The organism is Chitinophaga arvensicola (assembly GCF_900110835.1).
GTDB classification, from domain to species: Bacteria; Bacteroidota; Bacteroidia; order Chitinophagales; family Chitinophagaceae; genus Chitinophaga; species Chitinophaga arvensicola.
The window spans coordinates 3,968,850-3,994,482 of the sequence record NZ_FOJG01000001.1; the positions used below are offsets into that span (position 1 = coordinate 3,968,850).

23 protein-coding genes are annotated in these 25,633 nt (G+C 47.0%); 12 read left to right on the forward strand and 11 right to left on the reverse strand.

What is annotated here, in order from left to right:
• A complete protein-coding gene (locus BMW79_RS16330) occupies positions 1–1,275 on the reverse strand; it encodes a TolC family protein (protein WP_245752511.1) in 1,275 nt (424 codons plus the stop codon).
• Positions 1,276–1,510: 235 nt separating this feature from the next.
• On the opposite strand from BMW79_RS16330, the gene BMW79_RS16335 reads away from it, so the two are divergent.
• The 5 genes from BMW79_RS16335 (at position 1,511) to BMW79_RS16355 (ending at position 6,482) form a co-directional block, all read left to right on the forward strand.
• Entirely contained in the window at positions 1,511–1,867 is a 357-nt protein-coding gene (locus tag BMW79_RS16335; protein ID WP_089896524.1) for a hypothetical protein, read from the forward strand.
• A 45-nt stretch (positions 1,868–1,912) separates the two neighbouring features.
• Entirely contained in the window at positions 1,913–4,402 is a 2,490-nt protein-coding gene (locus BMW79_RS16340; RefSeq protein ID WP_218150324.1) for a TonB-dependent receptor, read from the forward strand.
• 30 nt (positions 4,403–4,432) lie between these two features.
• Complete coding sequence (locus BMW79_RS16345; protein WP_218150325.1) at positions 4,433–5,371, forward strand: DUF4625 domain-containing protein; 939 nt, start codon at positions 4,433–4,435, stop codon at positions 5,369–5,371.
• Between the two features lie 5 nt (positions 5,372–5,376).
• Positions 5,377–5,853, forward strand: a complete 477-nt coding sequence (locus BMW79_RS16350) for a DUF4625 domain-containing protein (RefSeq protein ID WP_089896527.1) — start codon at positions 5,377–5,379, stop codon at positions 5,851–5,853.
• A gap of 68 nt (positions 5,854–5,921) precedes the next feature.
• A complete protein-coding gene (locus BMW79_RS16355; protein ID WP_089896529.1) occupies positions 5,922–6,482 on the forward strand; it encodes a hypothetical protein in 561 nt (186 codons plus the stop codon).
• Positions 6,483–6,518: 36 nt separating this feature from the next.
• On the opposite strand, the gene msrA is transcribed toward BMW79_RS16355, so the two are convergent.
• From msrA to BMW79_RS16380, 5 genes are all read right to left on the reverse strand, one after another.
• The gene (gene msrA / locus BMW79_RS16360; protein WP_089896530.1) at positions 6,519–7,010 is read right to left on the reverse strand and encodes a peptide-methionine (S)-S-oxide reductase MsrA; all 492 of its coding nucleotides are present in this window, start codon (positions 7,008–7,010) and stop codon (positions 6,519–6,521) included.
• A 159-nt stretch (positions 7,011–7,169) separates the two neighbouring features.
• Positions 7,170–7,703, reverse strand: coding sequence for a TolB-like translocation protein (locus BMW79_RS16365; protein ID WP_089896532.1), 534 nt, complete (start codon positions 7,701–7,703; stop codon positions 7,170–7,172).
• A 159-nt stretch (positions 7,704–7,862) separates the two neighbouring features.
• Positions 7,863–8,690, reverse strand: a complete 828-nt coding sequence (locus BMW79_RS16370; protein WP_089896534.1) for a glycoside hydrolase family 16 protein — start codon at positions 8,688–8,690, stop codon at positions 7,863–7,865.
• Positions 8,691–8,871: 181 nt separating this feature from the next.
• Positions 8,872–9,927: an NAD(P)-dependent alcohol dehydrogenase gene (locus BMW79_RS16375; protein ID WP_089896535.1), complete on the reverse strand. Its 1,056-nt coding sequence runs from the start codon at positions 9,925–9,927 to the stop codon at positions 8,872–8,874.
• Positions 9,928–9,959: 32 nt separating this feature from the next.
• Positions 9,960–10,358, reverse strand: coding sequence for a (R)-mandelonitrile lyase (locus tag BMW79_RS16380; protein ID WP_089896538.1), 399 nt, complete (start codon positions 10,356–10,358; stop codon positions 9,960–9,962).
• Between the two features lie 238 nt (positions 10,359–10,596).
• Between BMW79_RS16380 and BMW79_RS16385 the strand changes: the two genes are divergently transcribed.
• The 3 genes from BMW79_RS16385 (at position 10,597) to BMW79_RS16395 (ending at position 15,152) form a co-directional block, all read left to right on the forward strand.
• A complete protein-coding gene (locus tag BMW79_RS16385; RefSeq protein WP_089896541.1) occupies positions 10,597–11,493 on the forward strand; it encodes a helix-turn-helix domain-containing protein in 897 nt (298 codons plus the stop codon).
• Positions 11,494–11,652: 159 nt separating this feature from the next.
• Positions 11,653–12,393, forward strand: a complete 741-nt coding sequence (locus BMW79_RS16390; RefSeq protein WP_089896543.1) for a hypothetical protein — start codon at positions 11,653–11,655, stop codon at positions 12,391–12,393.
• 5 nt (positions 12,394–12,398) lie between these two features.
• Positions 12,399–15,152, forward strand: coding sequence for an outer membrane beta-barrel protein (locus tag BMW79_RS16395; protein WP_089896545.1), 2,754 nt, complete (start codon positions 12,399–12,401; stop codon positions 15,150–15,152).
• 2 nt (positions 15,153–15,154) lie between these two features.
• Here BMW79_RS16395 and BMW79_RS16400 read toward each other — a convergent pair whose 3' ends face one another.
• Positions 15,155–17,077 carry a carboxypeptidase-like regulatory domain-containing protein gene (locus tag BMW79_RS16400; RefSeq protein ID WP_089896548.1) on the reverse strand — a complete coding sequence of 641 codons (1,923 nt, stop codon included), beginning with the start codon at positions 17,075–17,077 and terminating at the stop codon, positions 15,155–15,157.
• A gap of 363 nt (positions 17,078–17,440) precedes the next feature.
• On the opposite strand from BMW79_RS16400, the gene BMW79_RS16405 reads away from it, so the two are divergent.
• Complete coding sequence (locus BMW79_RS16405) at positions 17,441–18,646, forward strand: DUF2252 domain-containing protein (RefSeq protein WP_089896550.1); 1,206 nt, start codon at positions 17,441–17,443, stop codon at positions 18,644–18,646.
• A gap of 55 nt (positions 18,647–18,701) precedes the next feature.
• Here BMW79_RS16405 and BMW79_RS16410 read toward each other — a convergent pair whose 3' ends face one another.
• On the reverse strand, positions 18,702–20,225 hold the full coding sequence (locus tag BMW79_RS16410; protein WP_177192201.1) for a DUF5010 domain-containing protein: 1,524 nt from the start codon (positions 20,223–20,225) through the stop codon (positions 18,702–18,704).
• A 300-nt stretch (positions 20,226–20,525) separates the two neighbouring features.
• Here BMW79_RS16410 and BMW79_RS16415 point away from each other — a divergent pair, with 300 nt between their 5' ends.
• Positions 20,526–20,831: an HP0495 family protein gene (locus tag BMW79_RS16415; RefSeq protein ID WP_177192202.1), complete on the forward strand. Its 306-nt coding sequence runs from the start codon at positions 20,526–20,528 to the stop codon at positions 20,829–20,831.
• 125 nt (positions 20,832–20,956) lie between these two features.
• Entirely contained in the window at positions 20,957–21,628 is a 672-nt protein-coding gene (locus tag BMW79_RS16420) for a YceI family protein (protein WP_089896556.1), read from the forward strand.
• Positions 21,629–21,700: 72 nt separating this feature from the next.
• Here BMW79_RS16420 and BMW79_RS16425 read toward each other — a convergent pair whose 3' ends face one another.
• Positions 21,701–22,405, reverse strand: a complete 705-nt coding sequence (locus BMW79_RS16425) for a porin family protein (RefSeq protein WP_089896558.1) — start codon at positions 22,403–22,405, stop codon at positions 21,701–21,703.
• A gap of 318 nt (positions 22,406–22,723) precedes the next feature.
• On the opposite strand from BMW79_RS16425, the gene BMW79_RS16430 reads away from it, so the two are divergent.
• Positions 22,724–23,230, forward strand: a complete 507-nt coding sequence (locus BMW79_RS16430; protein WP_089896560.1) for a GNAT family N-acetyltransferase — start codon at positions 22,724–22,726, stop codon at positions 23,228–23,230.
• A 149-nt stretch (positions 23,231–23,379) separates the two neighbouring features.
• On the opposite strand, the gene BMW79_RS16435 is transcribed toward BMW79_RS16430, so the two are convergent.
• A complete protein-coding gene (locus BMW79_RS16435; protein ID WP_089896562.1) occupies positions 23,380–24,417 on the reverse strand; it encodes a DUF4998 domain-containing protein in 1,038 nt (345 codons plus the stop codon).
• Positions 24,418–24,432: 15 nt separating this feature from the next.
• The gene (locus BMW79_RS16440; protein WP_089896563.1) at positions 24,433–25,626 is read right to left on the reverse strand and encodes a DUF5000 domain-containing lipoprotein; all 1,194 of its coding nucleotides are present in this window, start codon (positions 25,624–25,626) and stop codon (positions 24,433–24,435) included.
• Between the last annotated feature and the right edge of the window lie 7 nt (positions 25,627–25,633).

Here is a 25,633-nt window from a genome sequence, read left to right on the forward strand (position 1 = left end):
TTATAGTTGATTGATTAATCCGGTAACGTATAATAACTGGAGATAGCTTTTGCGATAGTCATACAAGGCCGTATAGTACATTTTCCGGGTGTCGAACCAGGTGCGCTGTGCTTCCAGGAAATCGATGATGGTGGTACCGCCCCTGGCATAGGCATACTTCACAGAAGTAAGTACCTGCGTGGATTTGCCGAGAATGCCGCTATACTTTCGGATCGCTTCTTTATTCACGAGGTAAGCACTGAAAGCGGTTTGTACATCCGTTTTTATTTGTTGCTTTACCGCTGAAAACGACTGTTCTGATTGTTGCAGCAGGAACTTCGATTTTTTAATCTCTCCCTGGTTCCGGCTAAAAAAAGGAAGGTCGATGGTACCAAAGAAACCAAAATAGGGAACGGTATTCTGCGGGTTGTAGATCACACCCATTTCAGGTACGGGAATGGCCAGGGCGCGTTGCAGTTTGATATTGCTTTTGGCCGCTTCAATGGTATTTTGTGCTACCTGTATATCCGGTCGCTGCTGATAAGATAAATTGAGCAGACTGTCTAATTGCTCCGTAATGGACAACGTAATCACCGGATCTTCGGTGTCAATAGCAACGGTATCGGGGTTGCCGGTAAGCAGTTGCAGGTGCTGTGCCTCGCTCTGATAACTTTGTACGGCCTGCTGTAACTGAAGCTGGTACTGTTCTGCCAGCAGTTGTGTTCTGGCAAGATCGCTTTCACTGATCACCTGGTTTTTAAGGCGGATCAACTGTGTGGTCACCAGGCTGTCGATATTACCTTTGGCTTTTTCTACCAGGTCCAGATTTACTTTATTATACCATACGTCCAGCCATTTGTTGCCGGTTTCCAGGAGCACACTCAGTTCGGTCCCCGCATAATTTTTTTCTGTGACGGCTACATTTTTGATAGCCACTTCCTGTTTGTATTTCCGTTGATTGGCCAGCTGGAAGGGTTTGGTGACCTGCCACCATACCTGCCGGTTATGCGGACTCTGAAACTGGGTACCGGTGGCAAAGTATTTATCATTCATCAGTTGCAGGGTCTGATTATTCAGACTTATGTTGGGCCTCAACCCTGCAGTGATCACATCGCTTTGCGCAATATTGGTGTTAAGTTGTTCCGGCTTCAGAAAAGGATTGTTTTTTTGCGCCGTATGTAGTGCCTGTTGAAGCGTCAGGCCCGTCTGGGCTTGCGATACGGACAAGTACCCGGGCAGGAATATGGATATCAGAAGGGCTTTTTTCAGCATACCTGTATGTTCGGTTGTTTTCAAATAAGATCATTCAGCCATTGAACAGCACTACAGCCGGGTCAACTGGAAATGAACATACTAATCCCGGGAAAAAAAATTGAGGTCACATACCGGTTATTCACAGACAGCAGAAAACGGGGATCAGTGATTGTTTTCCGAATATAACTATTATTAGACTTCGGTTGGTGAATGCGTCGATGAAATTTTTTTAAATCATTTGCGATTGTAAGAAATTAAACGCAACTTTGTTGCAAATATGCAAAAGGAAAGAAGATACATATATAAGCCTTTTCAGCAGCTGCTCTCCGTGCTGCTGTTATTGCTTTTTCTTTCCGTTCCGGTAGTGCAGGCATTTCACCATCATCATAAGGCAGCTACAGAGCAAACCACAGATGACCAGGAAGACGTCAGCACCACCGTCAATAAATGTCCGCTTTGCGAATATGCAGACCATAGTCAGGGCAAGGTGTTGCATTTATCTTACCCGCCCATCGTGGTAGTACCATTGCCTGAACCGGTAGTTTTAGGAATCAGGGTATATGCGCGCATCTACAAATTCACTTTGCAGGGTTTCTCTAACAAAGGTCCCCCATCCTTTGCTTTTATCGCTTAAGGTCATTCCTGTTTTCAGTTATTATTCATTACTCATTTCATAGCCATGTGGGCCATAGGCCTGCCTGTCTGTAGCTATACGCCTGTCGCCATACAGGCCCTGTTTCTCATGCGGTCATTTTATGTATTTGTTTTTTGTCTGCTTGGCTTTTGCCGGGTAGATGCCCAGGGAGTACGCCTGTCGGGGAAAGTGGTAAATCATGCACAGCGGCCGCTTTCCGGTGTAATCATTACCTTGTCCGGTACTGCTGCAACAGGCATTACGGACACCCAGGGTGATTTTTCTTTTACCGGCCTGCCGGCCGGAGACTATGAATTGGTAACGGCGCTTCCCGGTTACAGACAGCACCACGTTTCCGTGAAGATAAAAACAGCCGATGTGTATCTCAACATCCGGTTATCGCCGCTACGCCGGCAATTGCAGGAGGTAGTGGTAGCGGATAACCATGTGCAGGAGCGGAAAGCCACCGCCCCGCTGAACACAGAAATAGTAACACCGGATTTTATACAGCGTCACCTGGGCGGAAGTCTTATGAAAACGCTGGAACGGCTGCCTGGCATCAAAACCATTGGCATCGGCTCGGGGCAGTCGAAACCGCTGATCCGTGGCCTCGGCTTCAACCGTGTAGTAGTACTCGACAAAGGTGTAAAACATGAAGGGCAGCAATGGGGCGCCGATCATGGTCTGGAGCTGGACCAGTTTGCCGCCGGCGATATTGAACTCATTAAAGGCGCTGCCTCTTTTATGTACGGCTCTGATGCCATAGGCGGTGCTATTGATGTGAAACCGCCACCACCGCCACCACTGCATACCTTCGGCGGCTCGGTAGACCTGATCGGTAAAACGAATAATAACCTGTACGGTACCTCTTTCCGTCTCTACGGACGAAAACAGCATTGGTTTTTTGATACCCGTTTCACTTATCAGAACTATGGTGATTACCGGGTACCCACAGATACCGTGTATGTGTATGACTACGCCGTAAACCTGCATCACCGTCAACTACGCAATACCGCAGGAAGAGAAACAGGGCTGCACCTGAACACGGGCTACCTCGGAGAAAAATTCCGTTCCGTATTTTATGTCAGCAATACTTTCAGCAAGAGTGGTTTCTTTGCCAATGCGCACGGATTGGAACCGCGCAGGGTAGATGAGGCGCTGCATGACGCATCCAGCCGCGATATACAGTTGCCCAGCCAACAGGTAAATCATTTTAAACTGATTAACCGCAGCAGTTACGTATGGAACCACCATCAACTGGAAATGGAACTGGGCTACCAGCGTAATTTCCGCCAGGAGTTCAGTCATTACGTCAACCATGGTTACATGCCACCGGTATACCCCGACACGATGAAGATCCCGCACGACCTGGAGCGGGAATTTGATAAGCAGGTGTACTCCGCCAATTTCCGGGATCGTATTACCACCGGCAAACACGTCATCACTTTGGGAATCAATGGAGAATACCAGCATAATATCATCAACGGGTGGACATTCCTGGTGCCGGCTTTTGATCAAAAGACCGCCGGCGCCTTCGGGTATGATCAATATCAGCTGAATGAACATGTACTGTTGTTTGGCGCAGTGAGGTATGATTACGGCCAGTTGCAGTTGTTCCGTTATTCGGATTGGTTTCCTTCGAAAACCAGCAGCGGGGAACAGCAATATCTTGTAAGAGCAGCAGACCTGAACCGTACTTTTCATAGCCTGGTGTGGTCGGCAGGTATGAATTATAACCGCGAAAAATTCAACCTGAAAGCCAATGCAGGTAAGAGTTTTCGTATGCCCATCGCGAAAGAACTGGGCGCCAATGGCGTCAATTATCATTATTTCAGCTACGAGCGCGGAGATCCTGGATTGTCGCCGGAACAGAGTTACCAGGCAGATCTTAGTGTAGGTTGGACAGAAAAAAAATGGTCTGTACAACTCAGTCCTTTTTACAATTACTTCCCCAACTATATTTACCTGAACCCTACTGCCGATCATGATTATTATTATGGCGCGGGTAACCAGGTATTCCAGTATGCCCAGAGTAGCGTAATGCGCTATGGGGGAGAGGTACAGCTGAAGTACCGGTTTTCGGAAAAGTTCCGCACCGAATGGTTGGGTGAATACCTGTATGCCCGCCAGCTTTCCGGAGATAAAAAGGGATATACGCTGCCCTTTTCCCCGCCTGCATCTGCATTGATTAATCTCACCTGGACGCCCGCTACAGGCAAGCTTTTCAGGGATACGTACTGGTCGGTGGACTATCGTATCACGGCCCATCAGCACCACATTGTGCCACCGGAAAAGAAAACGCCCGGCTACCAGGTAGTGAATATGCAGGCGGGAACAAAAGTGCATTTATCACGGCAGCCGGTGCTTGTGAGTCTCCAGGTACAGAACCTGTTCAACACCCGTTACCTGAACCATACCAGTTTTTACCGGCTCATTGAGTTGCCCGAAGCCGGGAGGAATATTATTCTATCCATCAAAGTTCCTTTTTTTTTTCAGAGAGATAGCCAGCCAGGCGTAGCACCTGGCTCAAATTGACCATCGTTTAATCTATAAAATCAATACACAATGAGAATGGAAACACATGTCCGCAAATTCGCGAAGCTATCGTTAGCTGCAGCACTTTTTGCCACGTTATTTACCGCCTGTAAAAAGGAAGATGAACCGGCGCCGCCGGCCAAACCCGTTGCCACCAATATTGAGATCGGCACCGCCAATAACAAACGCGCCCTGATAGGAAGGGATTTCCATTTCAACGCAGATGTGATTGTTAGCGGAAAGATAGCGGAAGTACAGTTTAATATCCGCCAGAAAGCCAGTGAAACCTATGCCTCCCAATGGCAGCTGGAACTCAAATGGGACGAATATAAAGGGGTGAAAAATACCAACGTGCATAAACACTTTACCATCCCGGCCAATGCCCCGGTAGGAAAGTATGATTGCTTCTTTATTGTACTGGATGAAAACGGCGCTAAACTGGAAATAAAAGAAGAGCTGATCATCAACGATCCTGCCACTATGCCGGTAGATCCAAAGATCGGAAGGGATATGATTTCCAGGGGCGATTCCCTGATCTATTATATGGATACCTGGGTAGAAAAAGAGCTGATCTTTAAAAAGAACGATGTATTGAAAGCACATGCGCAGATCTCCGAAATCAAAGGCGATGGCATTCTTTACACCGTGCTTATAAAAAAGAAACTGAACTATCATCCTGAAAGCATCGACCAGCTTGATTTCAGCAAAGTGATTGTGATCACTAAAGTAGAGCACAAAGGATTACCCGCATCTTCCAAGATCGCTACCCTGAAAAACATCAATGGCGTATGGGGTGGAGAACAGATCACTATCGGGGCGGATAAGGATGGCAATGAACCGTCACCTAACCCTGTTACCGGTGAAAAGGCCTGGGAATCGGGACAATATAACCTGGTGATTCTCTACAAGAATACCTCTTTTAACATGAGTGTTTATAAATCACTCCCCATTACGATCGATTATAAATAGTGACCATGAAAAGAATCACCACATCGACGCTGGCTGCGCTGACAATTTTACTGTTTGGGCAGTGCGGCAAGGATAAGAACGAGTCCGTAGATACCACCTACCCGGAAATCAATATCACCGCAGCAGATGCTTTTCCGAAGCAATGCAGTGTGATCAAACGGGGAGAAACAATCGTGTTCCGGGCACAGCTGAGCGACAATGTACAGCTGGGCTCTGTAAGCGTGGATATTCATCATAATTTTGACCATCATACGCATAGCACCGAAGTGGAGAACTGTAACCTGGAGCCGGTGAAAACGCCACAGTCGCCTTTTCTAATGATAAAATCCTTTCCCATTCCGGCAGGACTGAAAACCTACCAGACGGCGATTGAGATTCCTGTTCCTGCGAATGTAGATGCAGGTGATTATCATTTTATGATCCGGCTTACCGACAAGGAAGGTTGGCAAACGATCAAAGGACTGAGCATTAAAATTATTTAAAGGTGCTGGTATGGCGGTAAATATCTCCCGGGATTTACCTAAATTAAGGCCTTATAAATAAAACTATGATGCGTCACCTATTCAGACTATGCCTTTTACTTTGTGTGGGCCTGCCGGCTATGGCTCAGAAACAGGCGAATGAATTACATTTTACCAGCAGTCAGCAACAGCTCATTACGGTTTATAAAGGCACCATTTTCGTGAATGGCAACAAGGCTTTTATTTTTTCGAATGATATCATTAACTATAAGAGCAGGCGTAACCGGCTGATTGAAAACGGCAAGTCTGTATTCCTTTTCCTGGAAGTGGATGGCCGTCCGAATAAGGACCGGATGTATGTATTCAATATTGATCACTCGCTGGCAGATTCCGTGGTGAACGCGATCAGTTCAGATGTAAAAGACCTGGACCGAGATGGGAACCTGGAGTTTGGCGGGAGTGACCTGACCGAGAAATATCCATCTGCGGATTCGATGTATTATGTGCCTTCCCGGTTTTATGAGATAAAGAAGGGTAAGATTACCTATGACGCAGAACTCACAGAAACAACTGATAAGAAGGTAAATGGTATTTTCCTGGCGCATCCAACAGATAAGCAGGTGATTCCGATACCGAAAAAGCGGCGTTAAGTAAAAAAGGCTTTGAGTTACTCAAAGCCTTTTTTTTTATTTCAGTTTCCAGTCGGGCCGTTCAAAGTGACAGGTATACCCGTATGGATGTTTTTGCAGATAGTTCTGGTGTTCCTCTTCCGCATTCCAGAAATCGGAAGCGGGTACCACTTCTGTTACGATGGTACCAGGCCATTTACCGGAGGCCGTCATTTCGGCGATCAGTTGTTTGGCGGTATCCCGTTGTGCGTCGTCCAGGTAAAAAATAGCGGAACGATAGGAAGTGCCTACATCGTTTCCCTGGCGGTTGCGGGTGGTTGGATCGTGGATCTGGAAGAAATATTCCAGCAGGCCGCGATAAGACAGTATCGTTGGATCAAATGTAATTTCAATGCCTTCTGCATGGGTGCCATGATGCCGGTAAGTGGCGTTGGGAACATCGCCACCGGTATACCCCACTACGGTGGAGAGCACACCCGGCTGATGCCGTATCAGTTCTTCCACGCCCCAAAAACAACCTCCGGCGAGGATCGCTTTTTCAATAGCCATAACTTTCTCTTTTAATCAAATGAAGTGAATGCCTTTTACACCAGGCTGGTTGGAAGCGAAAATAATGATATCTGCGGACAACGCCAATTAGGGGAAAGTACCGGAAATCAAAAGGCCGGAACACCTGTTCCGGCCTTTTGATTTCCGTATAAATGCTGATTAGTAAGCGCCGCCTAATTCTGTATGGCCGCTGCCTGCCGGCATATCGTAGAGTTTTGTAACACCGGTGCCATCAAAATTGCAGGAGTAAATATCATCTTTGTTGCCCTGCACTTTTGTGTCCTGTACCACAAAGAATAACTTTTTACCGTCCGGAGATAAACGTGGGTGACCGGCAATTTCAAGACCCGCGGCCAGGGAGATGTTCACTTTGGCCTGACCGGTACCATCATAGTTCATGGACCATATTTCTGTTGTTTTTGTAGGATCTATTTTCAGGAACACTACTTTATTGAGCTGGGTAGCGCTACCGCCGCTATTGGCAGACAGTACGCCCGTGCTGCTCACTGTAAGGCCGCTGCCTACTATCACACCACCTAAAGTAGTGCTGGTAGCGGGAGGCAATTTATAGGCGGAGCCATTGCCGCCGGGTTCTGGTTCTGCGTCTGCAGATTTGGTACAACTAAACTGGAAAAGGAGAATAGCGGACGAAAACAGGATCAGGGTAAACGATCCTAAAATGAGTTTTTTCATGGGATAATTTTAGGTATAACTACAGCTTTATGCCAGGCACAATGTATTAAAATATATTTATTATTAAAATATTTTATATCTGAAAGATGCCCTTCTGCTGATTGCTGCGTTATAGTCGTTTACCGGGTCCTGTTTTCTAAATTGTCTTGTTTCGGAAAACTACTGGTAAACCTTTACCCAGTCTACGATCATTTGTACCGGCAATGTACCGGGTTTCACGGCGCCTACCCAGTCGCCGCCCAGCTGTTGATCTATGAGCAGGTAGAATGGCTGATCATAGGGCCACTGTGAAGGATCTACGTTTTTTACACGTGGGTATACGAATGTTTCTTTTCCATTGAGCAGGAACACAATCTTATCCGGGTACCAGCTGATGCCAAAGGTGTTGAACTCAAGTGGATTTAGTGCGGCAGTGCCGAAATGAGGTGGATGCTCCGTTTGTTTGAGGTTCAGGGTATAGTAGGAGTGGGTGGTCTGGTAGAAGATGCTGTCGTAGTTCAGGTGCTCCATGATATCGATCTCCCCGTTTTTCGGGTACTTGCCATATTTGTCTGTTTCTGCCAGCATCCACATGGCGGGCCAGGCGCCCTGTGCGCATTCCAGTTTTGCGTGGATTTCAATTTTGCCGTATTGAAAGGCAAACTTTCCTTTTGTGTAAATGCCTCCTGTCAGGAAGGGGCGGGGATCTTTCAGTGTATCGGGGTTGTTGATGCCGATGAGATATAATTTGCCACTGTCGATCCGGTAGCAGCGATCGTCGGCCGACATATGTTTGCCCCAGGCTGCATTATTGGGTGGAATACGTGTCCATTTGGTGGTATCGATCTGCGGCCCGTTGAAATCGTCCTGCCATACCAGTTTCCATTTTTTATCCGCCCATCCTGTTTTTTGCGTATACAGGTAACCGTTATGGCCGCTTCGTTCTGTTACTTTACATGCGGTAAAACTCGCTGCCAGGGTGAGCAGGAGAAGAATGTGTTTTTTCATTGCAACTGTTTATCAGGGTGGCTTTATGCCGGGCCCGGTGTATACAAATATAACAGCTATAATGGATTTATTTCTTCTCCGATAGTAATGTGGTTGATTTTAAAAGAAAGGAATACCAGTTGAGCGGAGTAAAATAAAGATGCCCTGTAGTTTATAACTACAGGGCATCGTCTACTGGTGATTAGTTTTTTACAGAAGCCATATCAATTACAAAGCGGTAGTGCACATCGCCTTTCAGCAATCTGTCATACGCTTCGTTGATCTGCTGGATATTGATCAGCTCAATATCTGCTGTGATATTATGTTTTCCGCAGAAGTCGAGCATTTCCTGTGTTTCTGCAATGCTGCCGATGGTAGAACCTGAGAAGCTTCTCCGGGTGGGGATCAGGCTGAATGCGGCAATTGGTAACGGCAGTTCAGGCGCACCCACGAGTGCCAGGGTACCATCTACTTTCAGGCAGTTCAGGTAGGCGTTTACATCATGCTCTGCAGAAACTGCATCTACTATGAAGTGAAGCTTCCTGGCCTGTTTGCTCATTTGCCCGCTGTCTTTGGACAATACTACTTCGTCTGCCCCTAAGCGTTTGGCATCTTCAAACTTCGCTACTGAAGTCGTAAATACTACCACATATGCGCCCATGGCTTTTGCCAGCTTGATAGCCATATGTCCGAGTCCACCGATACCTACTACACCTACTTTGGTACCGGGGCCAACTTTCCAGTGTTTCAGGGGCGACCAGGTAGTGATACCTGCGCAGAGCAATGGTGCGGTGGCTGCCAGATCGAGGTTGGCAGGAACATGCAGTACATAGTTTTCATCTACCACTACACTTTCTGAATACCCGCCATAGGTAGGAGTTCCGAGGTGTTTGTCGGGAGAATTGTAGGTAAGCGTATTACCAGGTTCACAGTATTGTTCCAGACCTTCCTTGCAGTATTCGCATTCGCGGCAGGAATCTACCATACAGCCTACTGCGGCGAGATCGCCTACTTTGAATTTACTCACATGGTCGCCTACACGTGTTACCCTGCCTACAATTTCGTGGCCTGGCACCACCGGGTATACGGTATGATGCCATTCGTTTCTGGCCATGTGCAGGTCAGAGTGACAAACACCGCAGAAGAGGATTTCAATTTCCACATCGTGAGGGGTAGGTGTTCTGCGGTTGATTTGTAAGGAATTCAGGGGAGCGGTAGCAGATTCCGCACCATATGCTTTTACATTCTTTGTGTTCATGAAGCTGTTTATTTGGTGGTGTTGGTAAAAAATTATTGCTGATGATATTGTGCGTCCGTGACCTGCTCCAGCCAGTCGACCGGCGACCCGTTCAATTTTTCCTGGATAGCAATATGGCTCATGGCGGTGGTAGCGGTGGCGCCATGCCAGTGCTTTTCTCCCGGGAGAAAGTAGACTACGTCTCCGGGGTGGATGTTCTGCCGGGCATCGCCTTCCCGCTGTACCCAGCCGCTGCCGGCGGTAACGATCAGGGTTTGTCCGAGGGGATGGGTATGCCAGGCCGTCCGGGCGCCCGGTTCAAAGGTGACGAGTGCCATAGCTACCCGGGCCGGTTCGGGCGGACTGTTCAGCGGATCGATGCGTACGGTACCGGTGAAGTAGTCTGCGGGACCCTTGCCGGAAGGCTGGGAGCCGCTGCGGATGATTTCCATAGCTTGTTCCGTTTTGATGTTTATGAATGATAGCTCTTACGGTATATGCTGACTAACAACCAGATAGAATAAAAGTTGTTCGTATGCAGCTGTAAATTGATGTTGCAAAGATCCTGGCTATTCTTTTGCCGGGAGGTATACCGATTACTGTTTTATCTACCAAAATCACTGATTGCCGGGAAGGGGGTATTCAAACAGCGGGTAAACCAGTAACTTTGGCCATTATAATACGAAGCGTATGGATAAGATCGTGAGATTTGATACTATCAGCCAGTACAATGCCTTTAACCATCATGAAACGCTGCACCCGCTGGTGAGCGTGATTGACCTGTCAAAGGCCGCTCCCCGGCAGCATGCCCGGACAAATTTTGGCTTTTATACCGTTTTTCTGAAAGATGAAAAATGCGGGGATTTACGTTATGGCCGTAATTATTACGATTACCAGGAAGGCACCCTGGTATTCCTCGGGCCCGGCCAGCTGCTGGGTATAGAGAACAACGGGGAATATTACCAGCCACAGGGCTACGCATTGGTGTTTCACCCGGATCTGATCCATGGCACCTCCCTTGGCCGCCATATGGACGACTACAGCTTCTTCTCCTATGAAGTATATGAGGCGCTTCACTTATCGGAGCGGGAGCGGCAGGTGGTGCTGGATTGTTTTTCTAAAATAGCCTTCGAACTGGAGCAGGCGGTAGACAAGCATAGCAAAACGCTCATCGTAACAAATATTGAATTGTTTCTGAATTATTGCTCCCGGTTTTACGACCGGCAGTTCATTACCCGCGATGGCGCCCACAAGGGAATCCTCGAAAAGTTTGAAAAATTACTGACCGGTTACTTCCAGTCCGATAACCCACAGACGCTTGGGCTCCCATCTGTAGGCTATTGCGCAGGGCAACTAAATTTATCGGCCAACTACTTCGGGGATCTGATAAAAAAGGAAACCGGCAAATCGGCGCAGGAATATATCCAGTCGAAGCTGATAGATATCGCCAAAGAACGGATCTTTGATCCGGCGAAATCGGTGAGTGAAATCGCCTATGAGCTTGGATTTAAATATCCGCAGCATTTTACCCGCCTGTTCAAACAACGGGTAGGCTTCACTCCTAACGAATACAGGATGAGAAATTAAGCGAAAGAAAGATTCCTTTTAAGCGTTCATCCCCAACCGGAACCACGGCTACTTATCAAGTAGCCGTTCCCTTTTTGTACATGACATGTTGAGTTACGGATATTCTTGTTACTTTGCGCCCCAAATCGACCTTAGCTGCAATATTATATCTGACGGACCATGAGTGTACTACCTGACATGCCTATACGTAAATGCCTGTATGCTTTTTCTTTATTATGTTTGAGTATTCCCGGTATCGTATCCGCACAAATGTCCGGTCCTGAAAATGTAATGATCGACGGGAAGCTGTCGGAGTGGGCAGATCCATTACCCAATTTTGATAAAGCCACATTGCTGTATTACGTGGTGCACAACGATAAAGACTTTCTGTATATCGCGATTAAGCGTTCCAGGTGGGCCGAAAAGATAAGAGCGGAAGGGCGGATACTATTCAGCGTAGGAGCCACGGGTGTTAAAGGAAATACGTTGAAGATTGTTTACCCTGCCAGCGATAATTATGATCCCGTAGATATGTGGAACTTCCTGCAATTCAGCCAGCCGGGCAGCCGTAATACAACAACAGAGACTATTTACAACGATTATGGTATTCAGGCGGGTGGCCGGTTCTGGACAACGACTGCTGAAAATGGCGATAAAGCGTCGTCATCTTCCGGACAATCCGAAAAGCCAATGAATGCGGTGAGCGGTGCTGACTGCGAGCTGGCAATACCGCTTAAGCTTTTGCCGGCCACTACCAGTGGTTACACGATACAGATTAGTTTACGTGGCGATGCAGCCTCTGCCAGCGCCGTGAGTGTGCTGTCCTCTCTGGGAGGGATGCGGCTTCCGCCCGAAATAGAAGACAAGGTAAGAGACACAAACACTTCCACCACACTCACCATTAATTACAGCTTAAAATAGAGAACTTGTATAAATTCCTGTTAACGGTTATTTTCCTGGTAGCAGGAAGTTCATTGCTGGTGGCGCAAACCAAACCGCTGCCGGTAAGAAGGGTCAATGGTATTGTAAAGGACAGTCTGGGCAAAACCATTCCTATGGCCACGGTGCGCCTGGTATCTGCAAAAGACACCATCAATACCCTTTCATCGGAATACGGCGTGTTTAACTTCACCGGCGTAAAATCGGCCGATTTTACCATCCAGGTACAGGTAATGAGTTACCATCCATACCATAAAAGATATTTTTTCAACGATACAAAGCCTATCCTGGTGTTACCGGCCATGATCATGACTTCCAGCCTTGTGCAGCTGAAAGGGATTGTAGTGACCACTGCCAAAGGCCCGCAGGAAAGAGGGGATACCACGGAGTTCTGGGCCAAAGACTATATTGTACGTGACTATGCCCGCCTGGAAGACCTGCTGAAACGAATGGAAGGGGTGACGGTAGGTACCGATGGTAAACTCAATTATCATGGCAAGCCGATTGCACGGGCACTGTTCAACGGGAAGAAATATTTTGGCGGGGATGTAGTATCAGCCATCAAAGAGTTACCTGCTGATATTGTAGAAAGGATCCAGATCATAGACGATAACGCAGATGGTACCGGTCCCAAACTGGCCAAATCAGATGAGTCGTCCAAAACGCTGAACATTGTTACAAAAGCAGATCGGTCGGCCGGAAAGATGTACCAGGTAAACATGGAAGCAGGCACACAGGATCGCTACCTGGGCGCTCTTTCTGCGCGCTCTATTGATGCGTCGAAACAGTGGAGTATTTCCGCTGGCGGTTCACAACAGCCGCTGGGTATTGCACAGGGCGAACAGATAGGTACAGTGAGCAATATGATGAGAACCTTCGCCTTTGGTGGCGGAGGCGGTGGCATGTCTGGCGGTACTGCCAAGAATTCGCTGGTCAATCTGCAGTATAGCAATATGTTTGGCAAACTACAGTTTAACGCCAACTATTTTTTTTCGGACAATCATATGCGCAGCGAAACGGAAAGCTTATCTGAACAGTTTTTCAATGAAGGAACGATGCGGAAAAAAACAAAGAGCACGGTCGATAATTCAACCACCTCACATCGTGCGGTGATAGGAGCATCATTATACCAGAAGGATTTCTCCATGTTCCTGAATGTAGACGCGGCAATAGATAAAGATAACGGAAATACACTCCAGGAAACAACACAAACCGGTATGCTGGAGAGCTTTCAACGCAACAGGAATTACAATGGATCAACGCGCCCACAGCTGGGGCTGATGTCCAGGTTTAATTTCTTCAGAACCCGCAAAGTGATGCTGGATGTGATGCTGAACAGTCGCTATAACAGTTCCACCGGATCCGGTGATGAAACCACTGATACTTATGGTCTTCACTCCACTACACCCGACAGCAGTCTGACGCTACAGCAGAAGATGGACAGAACAACCCTTAGCAATACTCTTGAAACAACAGTGAACTACGGAAAAGGAAAGAAGCTGGAGGTCCGTTTAAATACCGGTTTATCGCAACAACAAAATGATAACAGCAACTACAGGGATGAACTACGCGCGGGGCTTGATCCGAAACGGCTGAATGATCAGAGTAATGATAATACCCTCGTGAATTATAAGGTACCCACAAAACTCGCTGTTGTTTACAATGTCAATAAGGACTTGTCTGTAGAACTGAACGGTACCTACGAAATGAATTGGCAGCAGGGGAAATTCAGAACGAAGAACCTGGATTTGTCGACCCACATGGATAATTTTTTACCGGGTTTCTTTGTCAAATACATTAACCGTACCACGGGCAACCTGAGTTTCTCCTACAACAAAAGAGTGCAGTTACCAGACCTGCTGCAGTTGAACAGCACACCTTATTATGAAACGCCTTTCGATGTGGTGGTGGGAAATAAAGATCTTGTTGCCAGTGTAACGGGTAACTGGTCATTGAACTATAATTTTTTCATTCCCCGTGTGAATATTGATCTGAATGCGGGCGTTAATCTTGGACAGACAGCCAATACTATTGCGGCAGACAGGCGTATCCAGATTGATACCGCCACCAAAACAATGCGGACAGAAACGCATTTCAGGAATGTAGACGGCACTAATTTTAAAAGTGTCAATTATGGCATAGGAAAGAGTTTTCCGGCTATAAGAATGACATTGAATTTTACAGGCGGACTGAATTTTGGAAGGAGTATTTATTTTGCCAACAACAGGCAGGAGACGAATGATATGGTATCAGCTAACCACAGTTTAAACATGGTAGTAACGCCTGTCAAATGGCTGGACCTGTCGCCTGAGTTATCTTACAGAACACAGAACAGTAAAAATTCACTCGCAATGAATGGCCCTATTTATAACAAAGAGTTCCTGGGTAGTTTAAAGAGCTCCATTATTTTACCTCAAAATATTACGGTCAACATTCATGCAGTACAAAGTATGACAGCCGCCACCAACTTACTGACAAGTCCCCGTCCGTTGGTAATTGACGCGAACGTAGAAATGCGTATGCTGAAACGGAAAGATGCTATCATCAGTTTTGTGGTAATGGATATGTTGCAGCAGAACAGAAGTACCGCTTTTAACCAGATGGAGAATGGTTTTATCAATTATGTATCCAGCAGTAAAAGCCGTTATTTCCTGTGCCAGTTTTCCTGGCAACCGCAGCGTTTTACGCGTAGTAAGTCTGCCAAAGGGGTACGCAATAGCGATGGTAGCTTTGGGTTGTAGGATCATTCACCGGCCAGCGGCTGTACTGTCATGTTAAACCCGACACTGACGGCCCCGAATTTTTTCCATTCGCCTTCACTGATGGTCCGGTGCCAGGTAGCGCCATGCAGGAGGGCGGCCGACAAAAAGATGGCGCCATGTTTTTGTGTGGAAGCCCCTTGCACCCATTCAAGTGCTACAAAAACATCCCCATGCATCAGCAGGTGGTAGGCGCTCAGATCGATGGCATAAGTGCCGCGCTGGCTGCCTACTCCTACAATGATACTTTCCTGAAGAATATTCTCCGCCGGAAGACCATCTGCAAACCGGTAGATATTGAGCCGGAATACGGCGGTATCCAGCCGGTTTTCTGCTACTGTAAAGCGGAAGCGTTTCAACAGCACATCTTTTTTCCCGAGTTGCATTCGGCTGCCGATTTCAGAGCCGAGGAATTTTAAAGGAAATCCAAAGCTCATGGATTTGGAGGTGCTGGTACTGCCAATGATCCTGGCGGGTTGTAGCCTGGCTACCGCCACCGCTTCCTTTAGTTTTGTTACACGGGGGAACAACGTGAAAACCAACGGCGCCTGTCCGGTAGAAATGGCATACGTGCTATCCCGGTAGCCCACCATGGATACCCGCACGCTGTCGGCCTCTTTCCCTGCATGGAGTTGCAGCCGGAAGCTTCCGTTCTGTGCGGATACGGTACCAATGTTTTGATGTGGCACGCCAATGTTTGTAAAAGGGAGAGGCTGGCCTGTTTGTCCGTCCCGGACCATGCCTTTTACGATGGTGGTATTTTTGTCTGCAATGCCCGCAGCTATCGGGTAAAGGGTATCTGCCAGGTGTCGGCGCAGGAGCGATAGTTCCTGTTCCCGCAATGCGCGCGGTTTGTTTTTCAAGTATTCATCAAAGAAAAGACGTGCATAGAGGCAGCTTTGTGTATACACCTGGTTGCTGTCTGGCACTTTACCGGAAATGAAGGAAGGGAGCGAAGGTAAACAGGAAAAATCTTCATGGCCTGCACCGGCAAAACGGAAATATCGTTTGCTGGTATGTAGCGCTGGTAAAATACGGAAGATGGAATCTGCCGGATAATCCTCCTGTTTACGATCACTTTCCAGGTATGCATAAGGCGCGTTGATGGCTGCTGCCTGAAAGTAGTGTGCTTGCCGCAACGCATTAAAGTCATTGTCTTCTTCCTGGGAATTACCATAATAATGAATCTCAGAGCCATCAAAGGATAGCACGGCATTGATCTGCTGCGTTTGCATGGCCATTATTGAAGCTGCGAGGCCACCCCAGCTATAGCCCATTACGCCGGTTTTTCCAGGCATTGTATACACCTGTTCCTGCAGGTAATGCCAGGCAAATAAACCATCTTTTACCTGTTCCATCAGGTCGGCAGCTTTGGTGTGCATATCGCCAGGGTAGCGACCCACAGAGGTAATGGCCGCTACCACGTAGCCATGCGCCGCCAGTGATTCAAACAAAGGAATGTTTTCATAGCTCATACCGTCATAGCCACACATATAAATAATCAGCGGAAAGCGTTGCTTTATCGGCGGAGTATCCCGATAACTGCTGGTCCGCAAACACGATAGCATGGCCGTATCCGCGATATTCACATTCGCAGCGATATATTGCAGTAGTTCCGCCGACATGCCGTTATACACCGTATCATCCTGAAAGCGGTTGGCCCGTTGCTCCAGCAATCCGACAAATGTGGAGAAGGGGATGGGCATTGACCCGGCTGTGGTTTGGGCGGGGTACCATACATCCACTTCCAGCGGACGGAAATGTAGTTGATGGCCCGCATGGCTGCCCGGTTTATATATCCTGGAGGAATCGGTCAGAAAGATAGCGCGATAGCCTGCCTGATAAGACTGTGCAGTAATGGAAGCAACGGAAAAGATACACAGGGTGAATGCGTATAAACCTTTCATGGTAATGGTTTTGCTCTGGGTAAATGCCCGGCTAAGGTATGGGAAGCCGTACAACCCTGGTGTTATAGCTATGTGAAAATGGGCTGACAAAATAATACAGGATAAGTAGGGCAGGATGTTTACGTTTCTGTTATTTTTTCGCGAGATAATTACCTGTTATTTTTCACAGCGGCTAAGTACGTGGAACAAATTTCCCATTTGGAATATATGGTGCGTTAATGGATCCACAGGTGGGTATCTTTCCTGAAAGTTGCTACGGACGCTTGCACAGCAAAACATACACCACGGCGGGCCTGTAAGGAAGATATTGCTTACTCACCGCATTCAGGCATGGATTTAATGTGAACAGGTAAACACCACCCCATGTCAGGTTTATCCAGATTGCTTAAATCCTTCAACAGTCACCGGTTACAGGAAATGATTCCCTTTAAATATGAAGCGATGGCGGAAAATATATTCCGTTTTTACCGGGGAACCTGCCACCTGTTCTATGCTACGCTCAACAAAGCAAAGAAAGCGATTCCAGCTTCTCCTGCAGTCTGGATCTGTGGTGATCTGCACCTGGAGAACTTCGGCAGCTATAAGGCGGATAACAAGCTGGTATATTTTGACCTGAACGATTTTGATGAAGCTATACTGGCGCCTGCCATCTGGGAAGTTATCCGGCTGGTGACGAGTATTTTTATTGCTTTTGACACATTGGAAATTGATCCTAATCAGGCCACCAATATGGCGGCGTTGTTTCTAAAGGTATACGCCACCACCTTATGTGTCGGGAAGGCGATCAGTATAGAACCAAGAACGGCCAAAGGGATTGTCTGCCAGTTTTTAGAAGGAGCAGAAAGAGGTACCTACTCGGAAGTATTGGAAAAACGGACGGAGAAAAGAAGAAGCAGGGTAGTGCTTTCTTTGAAAAATGAGCGGCACCTGAAATTGCAGAAAACATTAAAGAAGGAACTGAAGGCGCATATTTCGGATTGGATCCGGAACAGCAGTGACGGTCCCTATAATTACGAGGTCAGAGATGTTGTTTTTCGTTTGGCTGGTACAGGTAGTATTGGCGTGAAGCGGTACTTGTTTCTGTTAAAAAGTACCAATACAAAAGGCAGGTACCTGGTGGTAGATATGAAGCAATCTTTTTCTTCCAGTCTCAAGCCATATATACCAATTAAACAACCCAAATGGAAAACGCAGGGAGAAAGGATTACTACTATTCAGCACAGGATGCAGAATATGTCTGCATCGCTTTTAAGTACCACTGTTTTCAAGGGAGAGTCTTATGTGATCCAGGAATTGCAACCGGAAAAGGATACGATTAATTTTAAACTGATTAAGAACCAGTACCGCGATATTTACCAGGTAATTTCTGATATGGCTGTGCTCACGGCCTCTGCTCAGCTAAGAAGTAGCGGCATGAATGGTTCAGCGACTGCAGACGAGTTGAAGTTTTTTGGCAGGAAGAAGGGCTGGCGCAAAGTGGTGTTGAATTACGCGCAAAGCTATGCAACGGGTATAAAAAATGACTACAGGCAGTTTATGAAAGATTATAAAAACGGCGTGTTTTCCTGAGCACGTCTGTTTAATAAGGGAACACAGGTATGATTACCTGTGTTCCTTTTTTATTTTACAAAGTTACCCGGTTAAAGAAATTAATACTTAAAGAACCGGATACAATTTTTAATCGCACAGTATGCAGGCCGTCTGCCGGCAGGGAAACTGTGCCGGCGTCTATCAGTGACCATACACCGTTGTTGGTTATGGGCATATTGATAATAGGCAGATCATTGCCATCAACGCTAAACCGGATAGAGGCCGCCTGGTTGGAAGAATAGCGGACCTGGAATTTACTGTCCCCGGCGCTGAAGGGAAGTTCTCTCCATTCCAGCCATTCGTTGGCCTGGGTATTGTTGACATGCCATCCTCCATAGGTATCGCCATTTTTTACAATGTCGAGGTCCCCGTCACGGAAGGTGCCGCCGCTGTTGCCTGTGGTCAGGTCGTTGTAGAAATCGCAGCCTTCTGCTTCCACTTTCAGTGTGGCGGGGTATGGATCATTGCTGAAGCGGCGAAGGATATTGATGCGTTGGTTGGGATAGTCGTAGTAGGTGACATCCTTACTTCTGAAAATGGCGGCATTCTCTGCACAGTCGGTAAAGCCTTCCAGCAGGGTGAGTACCGCGCCGGCGCCCCAGGTATTGGTGAGGGTGTTGATCCAGGTTTGTCCGTGGTTGGCATCAATAAACATGTTTGTGGTGCCTTGTACCACGCGGAAGCCGGGTACACCGGAGCCTACTTTCACGCCATTGAAAGTATACAGCGTGGATGGGTTGGTCATGTTGAACCAGTTATGCACTGCATCGGTAACGGCTGGGTCATTTACACTGGCGTCTCTGTCGATCCACGATTTATCAATAACCAGGTAAGGATCCTGGTTGAAAGTGGCGTTGAACTGCGCGCGTACGTATTGCAGAATTTTTTTCAGGTTGCCATTGCCTGAGTTGATGGCCCAGCTGGGATGTACTGCCCAGAAAAATACGACGGGTCTGCCGTTGTACTTAAACCGTTTGGCGTCCGGGATATTCTGGAAAGCGGTTTTGATATTATAGGTCCAGATGTATTTGTAGTTGGCGGTATCGCCGCAATCGAACGGGGTGGCTGTCGTATAGCCGAGGCCGTTGTCTACGTTCCTGTTGGCGCACCAGGACGAGGGGCAGTCGTCAAATACGGCTATTTTGAACTTGCCGGTTACACCCCGGCGGTCCATTGCCTGTGTTAGTTTGGTCAGTTTACGCGGATCTCCGTGATCAACCGTGGGGACGTTGGGACTATAACCACGGCAGTTGGCCGCAAAAAAGTCCTGCCCGCTGAAGGCAAATTCTTCCACCAGGTTATCCCACCAGTCGTCTTCACTGGCGGAAGATTTATACAAAGGCTGATTATAGAGGATATTACCGGCAGGAGTAGGACTGGCGCCGCCTCCGGCACGGATGGTGTTATTAAATCCTACTACAGAGCCGATAAACCGGGTAGGCGCGCCGGCATTTTCTACCGTCAGTGATTTCCCGTCGGGGATGGGTTCGAGTGTTGCTTCCTTCCTGGAGCAGGCAGCAAGACAGAGTACTGCCAGCAGGCAGAATTGATTTTTCATCATTTGATAGGTTTTATAACGTGGCAGATCAGGCAATATGCCTGTAAAGGTTAAAAAAAGGATAGCAGCATAACAGGGCTGCCATCTCAGGGAGAATGGCAATAACAGTACTTCATATCGTGGTTTTTTTGAAAGAAAATGGGAAGATAAAAGCCGGACGCTAACAAAATGATTAACAGGTTTATTAATAACGGGAATGGCTATACAAAAAAAGATCCCGGCATCAGAAACATGCCTGTTTTTAAAAAAGGATTATTTTGCAGGTTGATTTCGTATATAAAATTGAGAAATAGTATTAATATGTCTACAGGTGAAAATGCAAATGCCGGCTTAAGCGGAGATCCATATGAAAATTTTCGTTCATTGTTGCAGCAGTCAATCGTATTTCCTTCGGAGTATATCTTTAAGTTTATTATTAAAGCAGAGGAGGAGAAGATAACAGCGCTGAAATCCATGTTTGCCAATGCTTCGGCTACCATTTCGGAAAACAGCTCTTCTGCCGGGAAATATAAGTCATTTACAGTGCAGGTGCTCGTTCAGGATGAAGAAGAAGTGATCGCCTATTATAAACAGGTGTCGAAAATTGATTCTGTTATTATGTTATAAGGGGTGAAATTAAGCGTTGCAACACATGAATTGTTAAAAGATTGACATTTTTCAATGTGTTGGATCGTGGAATCAACCCAATGAATTAATTTCGTGGACTTATATATAATACTTAATCCAGATTTATGAAGCAAACAGTACCTGCTTTTATCCTGCTGGCTACATTGGCCGCATGTGGTGGTGCTTCGACCGATCAGGCGAAGACCGAAGAAAAGAAAGAAGCGGCTGTTGCCACAGGCACAGCTTTCGCTATTGACACTACTACGACCACTGTACAATGGCGTGCTACCCACAAAGGTGGATTTGCGCCACGTTTCGGTGCGATCAAAGTGGCTGATGGTAGCCTCAATGTTGAAAACGGTGCAGTTACCGGCGGTAGCTTCGACGTAAACCTGACTTCCCTGGCGGTAGATCCTGCTTCTGTTACTGAGCCGGACAAGAAACCAGCCGACCTGGAAGGTCACCTGAAAAGCCCGGATTTCTTTGACGTGGCTAAACATCCTACAGCTAAATTTGTGATCACAGCGGTGGCTCCTTACGACAGCACCAAGCAGAAAAGTCTGCTTCCCGGCGCTACTAATCTGATCAGCGGTAACCTGACCCTGAAAGACAGCACCCTGAACATCACTTTCCCTGCACAAATCACTGTTGGCGCAAGCGACGTTACTGCAAATGCAAAATTTGTTATCGACAGATCTTCCTGGGGTATCAGCTACAAAACAGAAGGTAGCCCTGAAAACTGGATGATCAGCAAAGATGTTGAAATTGGTTTCAGCCTGAAAGCAGTTAAGAAGTAAGTTCGCAATGATCTTATTAAAGAAGCCTTACAGCGTAGCTGTAAGGCTTCTTTATTTTATATTTGTTGTTGTTTACAACCTGTATCCTACTGTGAAAGAAAGATTACGGTTTTTGTAATCGCGTGTGGAAACAGTGCCATCTTTCAGGGCGCCTATATTGACAAGCCCCATTTCATAATTCACTCCAACACGGAATTTTCTGTATTCCGCTCCCACACCACCGGAGAGCCCATAGTCCAGTCTGTCGAGGCCCGTGCCCGTATCGCTGAAAGTAGCAGTGCTGGATTTATTATCTGGAATTGCTGCGGTTTGATGAACCGTGTGGTTACGGCTCACTTCTTTACCCGCAATACCCACCGCCACATAGGGCCCAGCGTTGATAAAAAGCCGGGTGGCCGCGCTCACCGGTACCCGGTAACCAATCAGCAGGGGGAGCTGCAGATAAGATTGACGTATTGTCTTTTTCCAGTAGGTCACCGCCGGATTTGTAGATCCTATCCAGACATCTGAGCCCTTACGGATGCTGCCTTTAGTGGTGAATGAAAGGCCAGATTCCAGGTAAAACGAATGTCCCAGTTGGTAGTCTGCCAGCACGCCTGCCTGGAAACCCGGTTTGCTTTTCTTTTCCCCCATAAGATAACTGATCGTTTCGCTGGCATTGGAGATATTAAAACCAGCATTTATTACAAAGGAAAAGGGCTTGTCTTGTGCGTGTAATGTAACAGTGGCGAGCAATAGCACAGTGAGAGCCGGAAAAATAAAGTATCGGGCATTCATATAGGTATTTTTTTGATTCGGGTTGTTATCGTGAGATGAGAACGTTAAAATACATCATTCTCCGGTTTTGGTACCGTTAAATCGGATACTAGAAAACATCAGCATAACAGGATTTCAACGCTGCAATTGAGAAACATTATTATCTTTATGTCTTATGACAACTTACGCTATTACCGCCGCCACAATCATTGTGGCATAATGCAGCTGGTCTTTGCCTGTCGGCAGATCACTACTGCATTTTCCTTCCTGGTTGCTTAATTATTTACCCAAGAACTTTTATGCCCGGCAGATGGCCAGGGCTTCTAATATTATCATGTCATGATACAGACACCCAACTTATACATTCAACCGTTGACATATCCGCAACTGGTAAAATATATCCGCGCCGACTATTCCCTGGAAGAAGAATTACAATTGAAGCCCATTCCCCGGACAATTGCGCCGGAACTGAAAGAGGCAATGGAACAATCCATTCTTCCACAGGTGGCCAACGCTAACAACAATTACCTGTTTCATACCTTATGGACCATCATCTCCCGGAGTGAACAACAAATGGTGGGCGACCTGTGTTTCACCGGCGCACCCGATGATTCCGGGGCCATAGAAATTGGTTACGGTACCCATGAAGCATTCAGGGGACGTGGTTTTATGACGGAAGCGGTAAAGGAGATGCTGAACTGGGCTGCTGCACAATCCGGTGTGAAATCGGTTATTGCCACCACGAATAAGGATAATCCATCGTCGCAGGCAGTACTAAAAAAGAATGGATTTGTTGTATCCGGAGAAACGGAAGAAATGATATACTGGAAATTCCCGGTTGCCTGAGTGAAAGATGCCGGCCCTGTGCTATGGTCCGGTATTTAAGCCTGTATTATACTTTTGTTTCAAAAGAAAGGGCCGGCCTGAAAGCCGGCCCCTGTTATTTTACCAATGAAGGGGTTAAACAGTGAACATATTTCAACTTAATAGCGCGTTTATAATAAGGTTAGTGTTTCATTTACTTCACGGTCGTCACCGGCAGTATTGGTGTAACCGGTGATGAGGTGGAGGGTACCGGATATTTTGTCGTAGCTGGCGGTAACCACTTTGAAAGAACCGGGTTTAATGCCGGAAAGCATGGTGGCATTTACCGCTACAGTCAGTTTACTGCCATCATAGGTAAGTATGTATTTCCAGCCATTGGCAGCGAGATTGGCATAATCTATTTCCACCTGCGTGGCATTAAGTTCTACTGCTTTCTTATCACCACTTAAGGCTGAGGAGCCGGCAATTACATTACCCGCTTTCGGACCGGTATAGTTGATTCTGGTCCCGCTGCTCGTATACCAGCTGGAAAGCGCATTTTCTTTTATCAGCGTATCAGCCCGGGCGGCATGGAAAGTATCAATAGCACCGGGTTCCGGCAGGTAGGCAGAAACAACCGTAATTTTTGTTCCGTAGGCATAGCCCGGCAGCATCGTTTGTTCGTCGCCGTTATTAACAATCACCGATTTACCTTCCCCGTTTGTGACCATATACCGAACGGTGCTGAAGATGCTGTTGGGAGGGGCCTGCGCCCAGTCTATCTTCAGTCCCTCGCTGGTAACAGCGGTAGATGCAGCACTGCGGTTACCCACCCCATCTTCATATTGTGCGCCGTACGCATTACCTAATGCGAACAAAGGAATGGAGACATTGTTTTTTGCATCGTAAGTACGGATCTCAATGCTGATGGCCCCTTCTTTCAGATTGGGAACATAAGTCACGGCGGTATCTACATAGCCTTTGCGTATCACAGGTACTTCCAGCGAATCCTGGTGGTTGTTCCAGAACAGGCGGTAGTGGGTAATTTTAGGATCTGAGGTAAAAAGGCCGGTTACTTTCACGCGGTTTTTGCCGGCAAATACTTTTACGGAATCCATGATACCTGGATATGATATCTCCCCGCCCTGCTGGAATTTTTTGTAATCATCCATCTTGGAACATGCGGTCAGGATGAACAAAAGGAACAGATATAAATAATATTTTTTCATGTTGTAGTATTTAAATTACATGGAGGCGCCCCATAACTTTAGTTGAGAAATAGAAAAGCCATAATGTCCCTGCCAGGTGCGGAGCAGTTTAAACCGCAGATATTTGTAGGGAGGCAAACCTGCCGGAAAATCAAACTCCCAGCCGGCAGTGGCCAGCTCCTGGTCCCCGGTAGTTTCTGTGCCATAAGGCTGTCCGGAAGGTTTGATTACTTCGCAATCCCGCAGCTTGGTCCAGCTGCTCCAGTTACCATCTGGTGATGGGTTGTTGGAACCATATACTTCAAAGAGCCGCACATTTCCCCTGATGTAGTAGTTACTGCCGATTTCCATGTAGGGAAATATTTTAAAGCGACTCAGGATGGTTGCTTTTCCCAGGTTCATGGTGATGGATACCGGACCTCCGGCAGATTCGTCAGTGAAAGCGGATGGCCATTGACTGGCTCCCCGGCCATCCCACATCATTTCCTGGTTGGTGGAATAAACAAATTTTGCATCATTTGCCAGATGAACCGCACTGTAGGTAAGCCTGTCCAGCTGTTGCTCATAGATAGGCTTCAGGGTGGCATACATCGTATCGGTGTGATTCAGAAAACGATCCCGGATACTGATGGCAAATTTTGTGGCAACGGTATCCAACCCCCTGATATTCCGGTTGATCAGTGAATCTTCTGTATAGATATTGTCCAGTGTTGAATAAGCTCCTTTACCGGTAGAATCGTACAATGGCATGATCACCAGCGGATACCTGAATTGATTGGTGGTTTGTATATTGATGCCTCCAAAAGTAGCCACTACTTTCATACTTCTGTAAGTAAGTGTGATAGGGGATACCAGGGGTTGTACCGTAATGGTTACCGGCTTGGATGCTTCTTCGCCCCGGTTTACAGCATACAATTGCACCTGGTGTGCCAGCGTATCGCCAAACCCATCTAAGGTCATGCGGTTGGTGTAATAAGAGGCCTTTATTTCTCTTTTGGTACCCCTGCCCACTTCATATACCGCCTTTACATATGCCAGATCGGGGTTATCCGGGAGCTGGTAAATGATATTGGCAAAACCATTGCGGTTCTCAATCTGCACCTGCGATATTTCTCCGGGTGCACCTTTACTTTTTTCTATCGGCCCCCGCAACATTTCTTCCTTACAGGCAGAGAAGAGCATGGTAGTACAGGCGGCGGTGAGTATGTGTTTGATAATATGTTTGTTCATCAGTTAT

Coding starts and splice junctions, on each gene's coding strand:
- BMW79_RS16335 (WP_089896524.1), top strand. CDS start 1,511: ATGCAAAAGGAAAGAAGATACATATATAAGCCTTTTCAGCAGCTGCTC.
- BMW79_RS16340 (WP_218150324.1), top strand. CDS start 1,913: ATGTGGGCCATAGGCCTGCCTGTCTGTAGCTATACGCCTGTCGCCATA.
- BMW79_RS16345 (WP_218150325.1), top strand. CDS start 4,433: ATGAGAATGGAAACACATGTCCGCAAATTCGCGAAGCTATCGTTAGCT.
- BMW79_RS16350 (WP_089896527.1), top strand. CDS start 5,377: ATGAAAAGAATCACCACATCGACGCTGGCTGCGCTGACAATTTTACTG.
- BMW79_RS16355 (WP_089896529.1), top strand. CDS start 5,922: ATGCGTCACCTATTCAGACTATGCCTTTTACTTTGTGTGGGCCTGCCG.
- msrA (WP_089896530.1), bottom strand. CDS start 7,010: ATGGCTATTGAAAAAGCGATCCTCGCCGGAGGTTGTTTTTGGGGCGTG.
- BMW79_RS16365 (WP_089896532.1), bottom strand. CDS start 7,703: ATGAAAAAACTCATTTTAGGATCGTTTACCCTGATCCTGTTTTCGTCC.
- BMW79_RS16370 (WP_089896534.1), bottom strand. CDS start 8,690: ATGAAAAAACACATTCTTCTCCTGCTCACCCTGGCAGCGAGTTTTACC.
- BMW79_RS16375 (WP_089896535.1), bottom strand. CDS start 9,927: ATGAACACAAAGAATGTAAAAGCATATGGTGCGGAATCTGCTACCGCT.
- BMW79_RS16380 (WP_089896538.1), bottom strand. CDS start 10,358: ATGGAAATCATCCGCAGCGGCTCCCAGCCTTCCGGCAAGGGTCCCGCA.
- BMW79_RS16385 (WP_089896541.1), top strand. CDS start 10,597: ATGGATAAGATCGTGAGATTTGATACTATCAGCCAGTACAATGCCTTT.
- BMW79_RS16390 (WP_089896543.1), top strand. CDS start 11,653: ATGAGTGTACTACCTGACATGCCTATACGTAAATGCCTGTATGCTTTT.
- BMW79_RS16400 (WP_089896548.1), bottom strand. CDS start 17,077: ATGAAAGGTTTATACGCATTCACCCTGTGTATCTTTTCCGTTGCTTCC.
- BMW79_RS16405 (WP_089896550.1), top strand. CDS start 17,441: ATGTCAGGTTTATCCAGATTGCTTAAATCCTTCAACAGTCACCGGTTA.
- BMW79_RS16410 (WP_177192201.1), bottom strand. CDS start 20,225: ATGAAAAATCAATTCTGCCTGCTGGCAGTACTCTGTCTTGCTGCCTGC.
- BMW79_RS16415 (WP_177192202.1), top strand. CDS start 20,526: ATGTCTACAGGTGAAAATGCAAATGCCGGCTTAAGCGGAGATCCATAT.
- BMW79_RS16420 (WP_089896556.1), top strand. CDS start 20,957: ATGAAGCAAACAGTACCTGCTTTTATCCTGCTGGCTACATTGGCCGCA.
- BMW79_RS16425 (WP_089896558.1), bottom strand. CDS start 22,405: ATGAATGCCCGATACTTTATTTTTCCGGCTCTCACTGTGCTATTGCTC.
- BMW79_RS16430 (WP_089896560.1), top strand. CDS start 22,724: ATGATACAGACACCCAACTTATACATTCAACCGTTGACATATCCGCAA.
- BMW79_RS16435 (WP_089896562.1), bottom strand. CDS start 24,417: ATGAAAAAATATTATTTATATCTGTTCCTTTTGTTCATCCTGACCGCA.
- BMW79_RS16440 (WP_089896563.1), bottom strand. CDS start 25,626: ATGAACAAACATATTATCAAACACATACTCACCGCCGCCTGTACTACC.